The sequence below is a fragment of the Halorubrum shenae genome (assembly GCF_051194165.1).
Taxonomy (GTDB): Archaea; Halobacteriota; Halobacteria; order Halobacteriales; family Haloferacaceae; genus Halorubrum.
Genome location: NZ_JBLZNI010000001.1, coordinates 426,604 through 438,770 on the forward strand (window position 1 = coordinate 426,604; position 12,167 = coordinate 438,770).

Here is a 12,167-nt window from a genome sequence, read left to right on the forward strand (position 1 = left end):
ACACCACATGAGGTTTTAACGGGTGGAGCGCGTACGATGGGTATGGGAATTCTCTCTCGCGCCTCCTACGTCGTCCGCTCGAAGCTGAACGCCCTCCTCAACCGAGCGGAGGACCCGACGGAGTCGCTCGACTACTCGTACGAACAGATGCGCGACGAGCTCCAGGACGTGAAACAGGGAATCGCCGACCTGACGACCCAGAAAAAGCGCCTGGAGATTCAAAAGCGCAAGCTGGACGAGAACGTCGAGAAACACAACCGACAGGCCCGCGAGGCGGTGCAGCAGGACCGGGACGACCTCGCGCGGAAGGCCCTCGAAAAGAAGAAATCGAAGATGTCCCAGATCGAGGAGCTAGAGGGTCAGATCGCGGACTTGAACAACACACAGGAGCAGCTCGTCGAGAAGAAGAACAAGCTCCAGAACCGCATCGAAGAGTTCCGCACGAAGAAGGAGACGATGAAGGCCCGCTACGAGGCCGCGGAGGCGTCATCACGCGTCTCTGAGGCGATGACGGGCGTCGGCGACGAGATGGAGGACGTGAGCCGTTCCATCGAGCGCGCCGAGGAGCGCACCGAGGAGATGGAGGCGCGCGCGGAGGCGATGGACGAGCTGGAGGACTCCGGCGCCTTCGAGGACGCGCTCTCGGACAAGGACAGCATCGACCGGGAGCTGGACAGCCTCTCGACGAACAGCGAGGTCGACGCCGAGCTGGAGACGTTAAAAGGCGAACTCGGCAAAGGCGAGCCCGCGAGCGACGACGGAGAGGCGAGCAGCGACGAGGAGATCGACGACGAGCTGGCGGACATCGAGTCGGAGATCGACAGCGACGACCTCGAAGCTGACCTTGACGGGGACGCCGACGCCGACGAGGAGGTCGACGTGGAACTGGAGGAGTCCGAGGCCGACGCCGACGAGCAGCGGAACTGACGCGTATAAACCGCGAGCTGACGCGCTACTGCTCCGCGCTCGGTCGCGCGCCCGTCCCCGCCCGCTCTTGTTCCCCGAGCCGGATCTCGCCGTTTTCCATCCCGATACCGTCGTACGAGTCCTCGGCGAGCAGCAGCGACCCGTCGAGATCGGCGTAGTCGAGCAGGGGCCCGAGCTGTGCGGCCGCTGCGATCGACGCGTTCGACTCGATCATGCAGCCGCACATCACTTCCAGTCCGTGAGCGCGCGCGGCGGCGATCATCCGCCTCGCCTCCAGCAGCCCGCCGGTCTTCATCAGCTTCAGGTTCGCGATGTCGCAACGATCGGCGATCGCGGGAATGTCCGAGAGCGTGACGCACGACTCGTCGGCGGCGATCGGGAGCGCGGACCGCTCGTAGACGAACCGGAGCCCCTCGGCGTCCTCGGCGGGCACCGGCTGCTCGACGAACTCGATGTCGCGCTCGGCGAGCCACTCGCTCTTTTCGACCGCCTCGCGGGGGGTCCACGCCTCGTTGGCGTCGACGCGGAGCCGGGCGTCGGGCGCTGCCTCGCGGACCGCGTCGATCAGCTCGCGGTCGCGATCGGTCCCGAGCTTGACCTTGAGGATCGAGTAGCCGGCATCGACCGCGGCCGCGGCCTTCTCGCGGACGCGCTCCGTCTCGTCGAGCCCGACCGTGTAGGAGGTCTCGGGCGCAGCCGTGGGGTCGAGCCCCCAGAGGCGGTGGAGGGGGACGCCGAGCCGCTTCGCGGCGAGGTCGTGGACCGCGATCGAGACGGCGGCGCGAGCGGCCGGGTTGTCGTTGACGACCGTCACGAGTTCACTCTCGATCTCGTGGAGAGCGTGCGGGTCCCCTATGCGCTCAACCGCGTCGAGGAGTCCGGGAAGGACGGCTTCGACCGTGTCGGCGGTCTCGCCGTAGTGGGTCGAAGGAGCCGCGCCGCCGACGCCGGTCATCCCGGCCTCGTCCCAGATCCGGACGATCACGTTCTCGGCGTCCGTCTGGGTGCCCCGAGCGATCGTGAACGGGTTCTCCAAGGGGAACGAGACCCGCTCGAACTCCGTTTTGAGAGTCATGTATCGCCGAACCCCGCTTCGACGATCCCGTCCACGATCCGGTCGGCGCCGTCTCGGACCGGGTCGGCGGCCGGGACGCCGACCGCGTCGCCGAAGCCGTCGACCGCGTCCGCGGCGGCCGCGTCGTCGTCGACGTCTTTGGTGTTGAGCGCGCCGGCGACGACGCTCGCCTCGTGAACGGGCGCAGAGAGCCCCTCGTAGAGGTCGACGTAGTCGGCAAGCGGCGGGAGCGAGAAGGACTCGTAGCCGTGGACCGCCTCGCGGCCCGCGGCGTGACAGAGGATGAGCCCGTCCGCCATCGAGCCGTGGAGGATACCGCAGGTGACCGCCGAGTAGGCGGGGTGGATGATACTTCCCTGCCCCTCGACGACGAGGAGGTCGTGGTCGTCGCCGATTTCGACGAGCATGTCCTCGACCGCGCCCGCCGTGAAGTCGGAGACGACGCGATCGATCGGGTTCCCCCACCCGGCGATCATGATCCCGGTCTGGCCGGTCGGGACGAACGCGGCGTCGATCCCGCGGTCGCGGGCGGCGGCGACGATTTCGAGCGAGGCAGTCATCTTCCCGACCGAGCAGTCGGTGCCGACAGTGAGTACCACGTCGGCGTCCACGTCGCCGGAGGCCCCGGTGGCGACCGTGAGGTCGTCGTCGGGCTCGCGGACGTCGACGAGGTCGACGCCGTGCTCGTCGGCCAGGGCGGCGAGTTCGTCGTCCTCGGTGAGGAAGTAGTGGAGCCCGCTCACCACGTCGCAGCCGGCCTCGATCGCGGCCTCCACGTCCGACCGCCACGACTCGTCGAAGCCGCCCCCGATCGGCGCGATCCCGATATATAACGCGTCCACGTCGCCGTCGGCGGCCGCGTACGCGTCCGCGAACGACCCGACGATCGGCGCGTCGGCGAGGTCGGGGGCGTGATCGTGAACCCGGTCGCCGGCGCGGTCGCGGTCGAGCACGGCGCGAACCGTCTGGTCGCCGTAGCGCATCACGCCGAGAGCGGTCTTCGCGCGGTCGGGGAACTTCTCGTGGGCGAGGATGACGATCCGGTCGTCGGTCATAGTGAGTCGCTCGCCCCGGCTGGGCTTAAAAGGGTCGAGCCGCGGGCGGACCGTCGAGTCGCCGCGTCGGCGGTCGGGCCGACTCAGCCGAGGTCGAGCGAAACGTCGGACTGCAGTCCCGCCGCCTTCACCGTATTATAAAGGAGCATCGCGCGCGTCATCGGGCCGACGCCGCCGGGGACGGGCGTGATCGCGCCCGCGACCTCCGTCGCCGACTCGTGTTCCACGTCGCCGACGAGTTCGTACTCCTTCTCGGTGTCCGCGTCGACCCGGTTGATCCCCACGTCGATCACGGTCGCGCCCGGCTTGAGCATCGAGCCGTCGATGAACTCGGGGACACCGACCGCGGCGATCACGATGTCTGCGGTCGCCAGCTTCCCCTCCAAGTCCTCCGTTCGGGAGTGACAGACGGTCGTGGTCGCGTTGCCGACCGGCCCCTTCTGGATCAGGAGGTTCGCCATCGGCTTGCCGACGATATCGGACCGCCCGACGACGACCGCGTCGGCGCCCTCGGTCTCCACGTCGTACGCCGCCAGCAGCTTCTGGACGCCGTGCGGCGTGCAGGGCTTAAACCGGGCGTCGCCTGCGACGAGCCGCCCGACGTTCTCGGGGTGGAAGCCGTCAGCGTCCTTCTCGGGGTCGATCTGCCGGAGGACGCGCCGCTTGTCGACGTGATCGGGGACCGGCATCTGGACTAAGATCCCGTGGACGTCCTCGCGTTCGTTGAGGTCGTCGATGGTCTCGTACAGCTCCTCTGCCGGGGCGTCGGCGTCGATCTCGACGTGGACGCTCTCGATGCCGACCTCCTCGCAGTCGCGCTGTTTCATCGAGACGTACGTCTCGCTCGCGGGGTCGTCGCTCATCAGCACGGTGGCGAGTCCCGGCGTCACGCCCGCCGCTTCCAGCGTTTCGACGTGCGCGGTCACGTCGTCGCGCACGTCGGCGGCAACCGCCTCGCCGTCGATGATCTGCGTCCCGTCGGCAGCGTCCTCACCGCTACTCTCGGTCATACCGAAACTGAGGGCAAGGTGATATAAAAGCGACGCGGGATCGTGTCTAAATCTGGCTTATATACGGGCGAGATATGCGAGAGCGTGGATCGTCCCGCCGTTCCGTCGTTCGTCTCACCCGAATCGGGCGTTCACTCCGGGAACAGCTCCTCCTCGCGTTCGACGGCGTCGATGGCGGCGACCTCGTCGGCCGTCAGATCGAGTTCGGCGGCCGCCAGATTCGCGCGGAGGTGTCCCTCGCTCGACGCCTTCGGAATCGTCACGACCGGCTCTTTCGCGGTCGCCCACGCGATCGCGACCGCCTCGGGCGTCGTCTCGTGGGCCTCTGCGACCTCGACCACGGCGTCGATCTCACGCACTCGCCCGCCCGCCAGCGGCGAGTAGGCGACGACCGCGTACCCGTGTTCGCGGGCGTGTTCCAGCAGCTCCGGTCGATGGTAGAGGGGATGCAGCTCCGTCTGGTGGGCCGCGAGCGGTGCGTCGAGGGCGTCGATCGCGCGATCGAGTTCGTCGACCTCGAAGTTGGAGACACCGACTTCGCGCACGACCCTCTCGTCGACGAGGCGGTCGAGTTCGGGGAGCGTCTCCGCCGGGTCGTACGCTCCCCGCGGACGGTGGACGTACAGGAGGTCGAGCGTCTCCACGCCGAGCAGGTCGGCGCTCTCGCGGGCGGTCGGGCCCACGTCCTCCGCGCCGAGGTCGTCGACCCACAGCTTCGTGGCGATCGTGACCGCGTCCCGGTCAACATCGCTCGCGGCGAGTCCGTCGGCGAGCCCGTCGCCGACGACGGCCTCGTTGTCGTAGATCCGGGCGGTGTCGAGATGGCGGTAGCCGAGCGAGAGCGCGGTCGCGACCACGTCGGGGTCGTCGATCCCCATCGTCCCGAGGCCGACGGGCGGGAGGTTCATGTACACATTTCCGTCCGACCGACGCAAAAAGCGATCGGCTCGACGACTGAGCGTTTTTGTCCGATTCATATCTCCTCGTCCGGGTTGTCCGGTTCAGATCTCTTTGTCCGGGTTGACGGGCGCCCGCCCGCAGATGCTCACGAGGTCGTGGAGGTCGTCGATCTCGTAGGTGGGCTGACAGGATAGCTCGGTCGATCGCCGGTGCGGGCGTCGGACGAACGCGGAGTCGATACCGGCGTTGTCGGCGGCGAGTATGTCCGACTCGTTGTCGCCGACGAAGATCGCGGTGTCGGCGTCGAGGTCCTCGAGGGCCCGCTCGATGTAGTACGGTGACGGCTTCTTCCGCGAGAGGCTCGCGATGGACGGCTCGCGGCCGTACGCGACCTCGAACCGCCCGGAGAGCCCGAAGTGGTCGAGGACCGCGTCGACCGTCGCCTGCTGGTTCGAGGAGACGACGCCGAGCGCGGCGTCGAGGTGGCGGAGCGCGTCGACGTCGTCGTAGGGGGTCTTGCGCCCGCTCCGCGCCGCGTCGACCTGAGCGGCCGCGGCGGTCTCCTCCCGGACCCGCCAGAACTCGACCGGATCGAGCCCGTAGCGCTCGCAGATGTCCGTCAGGGTGGCGGGGTCGACGCCGACGGCGATGTCGTCGACGTGGGCCAGGTCCGGATCCTCGACGCCGAGGCTCACGAAGGCGTCCCAAGCGGCCTCCCTGAGGGTGTCGAACGGGGTCCGACCGACGAGGACCCCGTCCTTATCGAGGACGACGGCATCGTACACGACCTCCTCTCCGTCGGTAACCGGCAAAAGCCTTTCACCGGCGGGCGGAATCTCAGCGAGCGCCGTGACTCCCGCACTTTCAATACCCGGCGCGTCCAACCTGCATATTGGACCATGAATATTGTTGATATCGCGGAGCCGGAGTACGTCGAAGTCGACGTCAGTGAGCGACTCGCCAAGGTCCGGTCCATCTTCGAGCGCGAGAATCCGAAGGGGATCATCGTCACCGAGGACGGCGAGTACGCGGGCGTGGTGGGAGAAAAGCAGCTCATGCGCTCCCGAATGGAGGACGACACCAAGGTTTCGGCCGTAATGAAGTCGGCGCCGTCGGTCGACCGCCACGAAGACCTCCGTGAGACCGCCCGCCTCCTCGTCGAGGGTGACGTGAAGATCGCCCCGGTCTACGAGGGCGAGAAGCTCTACGGGATCGTCACCGTCGATCAGATCCTCGAGGCCGTCCTCGACAGCCTCGACGCGATCACCGTCGGTCAGATCGCGACTGAGGACGTGATCGGGATCAACCAGAAGGACAGCGTCGGAAGCGCGATCAACCGCCTCCGCGAGAACGGGATCTCTCGGCTGCCAGTGCTCGACGAAGACGGCCAGCTGGTCGGCGTCGTCACCACGAACGACATCGTCGAGTTCGTCGTCCGCGACCACGAACGACAGGGCAGCGGCGACCGCGCCGGCGACATCGACCGGATGCTCGACATCCCCGTCTACGACATTATGTCGAGTCCCGTCGTCACCGCGACTGCCAACGAGACCGCGGAGACCGTCGTTCAGCGCATGTTCGACAACGACATCTCCGGGTTGGTCGTCACGCCGAAGGGCGCCGACACCGTCGCCGGGATGGTGACGAAGACCGACGTGTTGCGCGCACTCACGTTCACCGAGCAGGACTCGATGGACGTGCAGATCACCAACGTCGAGCTACTGGACACGACCTCCCGCGAGCACATCATCGAGTCCATCGAGCAGGTCGTGAGCAAGTATGCGGACATGCATGTCATCCACGCGCACGTCCGGCTCCACGCCCACAAGGAGAAGCTTCGGGGCACCCCCCTGATCCAGTGTCAGATTCGCCTCCGAACCAACGAGGGACAGGTCGGCGGCTCCGGCGAGGGGTACGGTGCCGAGCACTCCTTCCACGTCGCGCTCGACAAGCTGGAGCGCAACGTCTTGGAGATCAAAGGCGTCAACGCCGACGAGGAGTACCGCGGTCAGCTCCTCCGCAAGCTCGGTCAGCTGTGAGCCGGTAGGCGCTTCGCGCGGCCGGCTCGCAAAGCGTCGTTTTCGGTCGACTCCGCGCGTTTCGACGCGGGCCGATTTTTACCTTGTCGCTCGCAACATCCGTGTCAGCCGTATCAGCCCCGCCCGTCGCGCCGCCCGACAAGGAGTGCTACCGCAAGCACCGCGAGGACGCCGACAGCAGGACCGAACCCGGGCGCTCCGTCGGTCGAACCGCCCTCGTCCGCGGACTCGTCGCCTCCTGCGGCCCCATCGGTCGCCTCGCCGGCTTCGCCGCCCTCCGCGTCTGCCTCGGCATCACCGTCTGCTGGCCCGCCGTCGATCGGTTCGTTCCCGTCGTCCACCGGGTCCGTCTCATTGATCGGGACGTCGGTTTCATTCGTCAGGTCGTCCGTCTCGTTCGTCAGGTCGTCCGTCTCGTTCGTCAGGTCGTCCGTCTCGTTCGTCAAGTCGTCAGTGTCGTCTGCGGGTGGTGAGGTTTGCCCCCCGCCACCACCGCCGCCACCACCGCCACCACCGCCACCGCCGCCACCACCGCCTCCGTCGGTGCTGCCGTCATCGGTGTCTCCGCCGTCACTGCTGCTCGTCACGACGAACGCGTGCGTCTTCTTACTGTCGGACGTGGCGGCAGTCAGGGCGTACGTCCCGGTCGATGCAGTCGACCCGATCGACACGGTGAACGAATCCGACTTGGTATCGCCGACCGCGACGCTGTCGAGTACGACGGGGTTGGGGCTCACGGAGCCGCTCCGGTTCAGCGTAACGTCAACGGTCGCATCGTCGGTAACTCGCCCGTCGTTTCGCACGGTGAGATCGAAGCTGCCGCTCAACCCTTGTTCGAGTTCGGTATCCCCGGAGAGCTTGGTCACATTGAACACGCCGCGAGGCGATAGCGAGACGTTCAGCTCTCGGGTGTCGTTCGCGGTGAGGTTGAGCGTCTGGCTATCCTGCGTGTATCCGTCCGCCGAGACGGTAATTTCGCGTTCGCCGCGGTCGAGGTCGCCAAGCGCGTACGTTCCGTTCGCGTCGGTCGTCGCTGACCGTCCCCCACCCACGGTGACCGTCGCATCCGAGATCGCCGGCCCGTCGGTCACATTCGTCACGACACCGGAGAGCGATGCCGGCTGCGGAGTCAGCGAGAAGTTCTCGGTCGCCGTCACGTTCGGCGAGATCCCCCGACCGGTTATCGCCCGGCTCTCGAAGTCCGGCGCCTCTGCGGTGGCGTTGTAGGTGCCGGGACGGAGTCCGACGGAGTAGGCGCCGTCGCTGGCGGCGTCAACGGTCGCGACGTTCACGTCCGTCTCGTTCGTGACCGTCACGGTCGCGTTCGACGGGAGACCGAGCCCGTCGCTTGCGTCGACGGCGCCACTCAGCGTGCCGTTTCGGAGTTCAAGCGAGACGTTCGCAGTCGCGGTGTCTCCCGATTCGCTCAGCGTCACCGACTGATTCGCCGGGGCGTACGTCGCGTTGCTCGCGGTGACCGTCAGATCCGTCGTCGGGACGTCGACCGCGTAAGAGCCCGCGGCTCCCGTCACCGTCGTCCCCACCACCTCCGTGCCGTTCGTCACGACCACGTCGATATCGGCGAGAGTCTCGTTCGTCTCTGCGTCGGTGACGGTCCCGTTGATTGTCCCCACGGCTGTAGCGATCCGGATCGGCGCCGAGGCGTTGTCCTCGGGGGAGGCGACCGTCAGGGTCGTCTCACCGGTCCCGAACTCGGTCGGGACGGTTCCGTTGAGCGAGACAGTCGTCGCGTTTGCGGGGCCGAGCGAGACGTTCTCCGTGGCGAGAGTGGTGACGTTGCTCGCGTTCGCGGGGTCGACGAGACGGAGTTCGACGGTGCGGTTGTCGCCGGCCACCTCGCCGTCGTTCGTCACGTTCACCGTGGCGTTCAGGGGACCACTACGTTCGGCGGTTTGTGGAGTCGTGAGGTTCGCAACCGTGTATGAGGGGGGCTTCCGAACGGTAATCGCCGAGGTCTGATTCGAATCTGTGGTGTAGACGCCGTGCGTGTATTCGCCCGGAACAGTCTCGTTGGGGACGACGTAAGTGAGCGAGACGGTCGTCGCGTTGCCGGGATCGAGCGAGACGGTTGTGTCGTTCCCGACGGTATCGTTCAGGCGGTACTCGACGTTGCCGTTACCCGGTCCGTCACCGGTGTTAGTGACCGTTGCGGAGACCGCGACGGTTGCCCCGGGATCGGTTTCGTTCGGGCCGTCAAACTCGCTTACCGTAAATTCGGGGCTCGTGACCGACGAGACGGCTTCGAATCCGTCGACGATCCCGGTTCCGTAACGGTCGTCCGGTTCGGTCGCGCCATCAGGGTGCTTGGCCGTGTCTCGAAGCGTGCTGTGGACCTCGTCGTCGGTGAGACCGCTTGAGTTCGCAGAGAGCATCAACGCGACGACGCCGCTGACGTGCGGAGCGGCCATGGAGGTGCCGGAGAGATTGCGATAGCCACCACCTGCTGCTGTCGAGTTGACTGAAACCCCCGGTGCGGACACGTCCGGAACCACGTACGTCTCCGGCCACGCTTCGGGGGCGTCGCTGCCCCACGCGTTTGACGTGTCGATCGTCTCTCCGCTGGAGAAGTCGGCGACATCACGAGTGTCGTTGACTGCCCCTACTGCGAGCGAGTCGTAGACGTTCCCGGGCGAACTCGACGAACCTTGACGGCTGTTCCCAGACGACGCGACGACAGTCTTTCCGGCACTGCGTGCCTTCCGAACCGGCTCGATGAACCCAGAAGCGTATCCCTCACCACCGAGGCTCATCTGGATCACGTCGACATTCTTGCTCTCCGTCGCATACTGCATCCCTGCGACGACCTGGGTGAAGGTCCCTGATCCGGTGTCGTTCAACACCTTTACTCCATACAGGTCCGCCTCTGGCGCGACTCCGATCGCCGTTCCACTCGCGTTTCCGCCGGCGACCGTCCCCGCGACGTGGGTCCCGTGCCCGTCGACGTCGAACGCGTTCTCGGGGCCCTCGCTCACCAGGTTCCCCTTCGCATCGTACTCTGCCCATCCGTTCACCGTCAGGTCGGGGTGATTCGGGTCGACCCCGGTGTCGAGCACCGCGACGGTTGCACCCTCTCCCCGGGTCCCGAACGTCTCCCAGACCTCGGGGGCGCGGACCATCTCGACGCCGTAGGTGGCGTTGGTCCCCGTCGATGACGTTGAGACGGCCTCGGGAGTGGGTGCGGACGGTGGATCGCCGGTTCGGATCGCCTTCGAACCACCGTTGTCGGGCGTTGTGGTCGCGGCCGCCGAGTCGATCTTGACTTCGAAGTTCTCGTGGACGCGCTCGACGCCCCGCACGTCGAGGAGGCGTTTGACCGCGACGCTCTCGGTGTCGATCGTGACCAGCATCGCGTTCGCGAGCCAAAAGCTGCGCTCGACGGTGACGCCGGGTTTCCGCTCGGCGAACGACTCGAAGTCGGCCTGCGAGTTCGCGGCGTTCGTTTTAAGATCGTTCGCAGAAAGCGTCGCCGAGCTTCCCGAACCGCCCGAACCGCCAGATTTCTCATCTCCACCGCCGGCGGTTCCGAGGCGCGCGTCGCCCGCGAACCGCACCACGACCTCGACGGTGCCGTTCGCCGAGCGCAAGCCGGGAGGTACCGCGTCGCTTTCAGGGGTCGAACCGGGACTGACAGCGACGGAATCCGTCGGTGTGGGTTGAGCCCCGATCGAATCGACTGTGCCGGAATCGACCGCAGCAGAACTCCCGGCGATGAAACCGCCTGCCACCATGCCCGGCGCGACGGCGGCTACGATCAGACAGGCAGCGAGAAGGACCGAGACTGCAGTTACAGATGAAAAAGCCGACTGATCGCTCACTACCGGCTACGACGGCGCGACGCTGATAACTCCCACGTCCCGCGTGTCACCGCTGATAACCCGCACGCCCCGCACGTCACCTCCCACGCCGCGCGACCGACGCTCACGCGTCCGCGCCCTCGGCGAGCCCGTCGGCGACGATCTGGAAGGTGGCGGTGTCGCCCGCGGGCTTCGATCGGTGTTTTTCTAAGGTCGCCCGGCGGTTTCCACCGCGGAACCGGTCAACGCGAACGATCGCGCCGGTCCAGTGGTTGAGGGTGTTGCCGCCGAGCGCGCGGTCCCGGTCGCTGTCGGGGTCGGTGAACACCTGGTTCGTAATGACGACGGCAATGTCGTGTCTGCGAGCCAGCGACAGGAGGTGCGTCACCTGCTTTGCGACCTTGCGGAGCGACTGGCCGCCCTCGGTGTCGCCGGCGCGCTCCAGTCGATAGAACCCGGTCGCGGAGTCCAACACGATGAGATCGACCTCCTCGGCGAGTTCCTCGGCGTCGCGGACGGCCTCGCGCTGATCGTCGAAGTCGTACGCCTCCGAGATCACCAGCCGCGAGGCGATCTGTTCGACCGTCTCCTCGGCGTCGGGCCGGTCGGCCCGACCCGCAGCCATCTGCTCGAACCGGTCGATCGAGAGTCCCTCGGTGTCGATGTAGAGGGCGCGGTCCCCACCGGCCGCAACCTCGACGGCTGCGGCGAGTGCGAGGTTCGTCTTGCCGGCCGCGGGCGGACCGTACACCTGGGTGACGACCCCGCGCTCGAACCCTCCGCCTATCAGGTCGTCGACCGGCCGGCAGCCGGTCGGAATCGGATCGCTCACTGAGAAGTGTTTCGCTCGCGGTCGTATTTAAAGGGTCGATCACGTCGCTCGGCGGCGGACGCGCCGTCGCCCGTCGGCGGAAGCGCTGTCGCTCGTCGAGAGGTGATAAGTGTGAAAGAAACGGAGATGGTGTCGATCGCGTTGAGCGACGACCGTGATCCGATATTGCGTGCGGACGCGGTGTCCGCGGTAGAATCGTTAGTTACGCGTCAGGTTCGTCGCTCGGGGTCCCTTGGGGGACGACTCGATGTCGAATTCCACTTCCTGACCCTCCTCGAGGTCCGGGCCGCCGACGTCTTCCATGTGGAAGAACACGTCTTCGTCGTCGTCGAGGTCGCCGTCGTCAGTCGAGATGAAACCGTAGCCGCCAGTGTCGTTGAAGAAATCAACCTTACCGTTTGCCATTGCAAACAAACATACTGCCCATTTGGGGATAACCCTTGCGAGGGTCACGGTACCACGGCGGTTGCGATTGGTGCGGTCTGGAGTGATCGGGAGGGCCTCGGCGCAGTCT

Annotated in this window: 10 protein-coding genes; 2 read left to right on the forward strand and 8 right to left on the reverse strand. The window is 66.7% G+C overall.

Translation table 11 applies throughout. The features are described 5' to 3' along the window. Positions 1 to 42: 42 nt before the first annotated feature. Positions 43 to 927, forward strand: coding sequence for a PspA/IM30 family protein (locus tag ACNS88_RS02270; RefSeq protein WP_435093504.1), 885 nt, complete (start codon positions 43 to 45; stop codon positions 925 to 927). A 25-nt stretch (positions 928 to 952) separates the two neighbouring features. On the opposite strand, the gene ACNS88_RS02275 is transcribed toward ACNS88_RS02270, so the two are convergent. The 5 genes from ACNS88_RS02275 to ACNS88_RS02295 form a co-directional block, all read right to left on the reverse strand. Further along, positions 953 to 2,002: a dipeptide epimerase gene (locus ACNS88_RS02275; RefSeq protein ID WP_435093506.1), complete on the reverse strand. Its 1,050-nt coding sequence runs from the start codon at positions 2,000 to 2,002 to the stop codon at positions 953 to 955. Further along, positions 1,999 to 3,057, reverse strand: a complete 1,059-nt coding sequence (locus tag ACNS88_RS02280) for an N-acetyltransferase DgcN family protein (RefSeq protein ID WP_435093508.1) — start codon at positions 3,055 to 3,057, stop codon at positions 1,999 to 2,001. Before ACNS88_RS02280 ends, ACNS88_RS02275 begins: the two co-directional genes overlap by 4 nt. Positions 3,058 to 3,140: 83 nt before the next feature. Then, positions 3,141 to 4,067 carry a bifunctional methylenetetrahydrofolate dehydrogenase/methenyltetrahydrofolate cyclohydrolase gene (locus ACNS88_RS02285; protein ID WP_435093510.1) on the reverse strand — a complete coding sequence of 309 codons (927 nt, stop codon included), beginning with the start codon at positions 4,065 to 4,067 and terminating at the stop codon, positions 3,141 to 3,143. 131 nt (positions 4,068 to 4,198) lie between these two features. Continuing rightward, positions 4,199 to 4,975: an aldo/keto reductase gene (locus tag ACNS88_RS02290; protein ID WP_435093512.1), complete on the reverse strand. Its 777-nt coding sequence runs from the start codon at positions 4,973 to 4,975 to the stop codon at positions 4,199 to 4,201. A gap of 93 nt (positions 4,976 to 5,068) precedes the next feature. Then, positions 5,069 to 5,752: an HAD family hydrolase gene (locus ACNS88_RS02295; RefSeq protein ID WP_435093514.1), complete on the reverse strand. Its 684-nt coding sequence runs from the start codon at positions 5,750 to 5,752 to the stop codon at positions 5,069 to 5,071. Positions 5,753 to 5,866: 114 nt separating this feature from the next. On the opposite strand from ACNS88_RS02295, the gene ACNS88_RS02300 reads away from it, so the two are divergent. After that, positions 5,867 to 7,006 (forward strand): CBS domain-containing protein, encoded by a 1,140-nt coding sequence (locus tag ACNS88_RS02300; protein WP_435093516.1) that lies wholly within the window; start codon positions 5,867 to 5,869, stop codon positions 7,004 to 7,006. 113 nt (positions 7,007 to 7,119) lie between these two features. Here ACNS88_RS02300 and ACNS88_RS02305 read toward each other — a convergent pair whose 3' ends face one another. The 3 genes from ACNS88_RS02305 to ACNS88_RS02315 all read right to left on the reverse strand — a co-directional run bounded on the left by ACNS88_RS02305 (position 7,120) and on the right by ACNS88_RS02315 (position 12,058). Further along, positions 7,120 to 10,755 carry a S8 family serine peptidase gene (locus ACNS88_RS02305; RefSeq protein ID WP_435093518.1) on the reverse strand — a complete coding sequence of 1,212 codons (3,636 nt, stop codon included), beginning with the start codon at positions 10,753 to 10,755 and terminating at the stop codon, positions 7,120 to 7,122. Positions 10,756 to 10,945: 190 nt separating this feature from the next. Next, complete coding sequence (radB, locus tag ACNS88_RS02310; protein ID WP_435093520.1) at positions 10,946 to 11,653, reverse strand: DNA repair and recombination protein RadB; 708 nt, start codon at positions 11,651 to 11,653, stop codon at positions 10,946 to 10,948. Between the two features lie 198 nt (positions 11,654 to 11,851). Beyond that, positions 11,852 to 12,058 carry a cold-shock protein gene (locus ACNS88_RS02315; RefSeq protein ID WP_004046191.1) on the reverse strand — a complete coding sequence of 69 codons (207 nt, stop codon included), beginning with the start codon at positions 12,056 to 12,058 and terminating at the stop codon, positions 11,852 to 11,854. Positions 12,059 to 12,167: the final 109 nt, after the last annotated feature.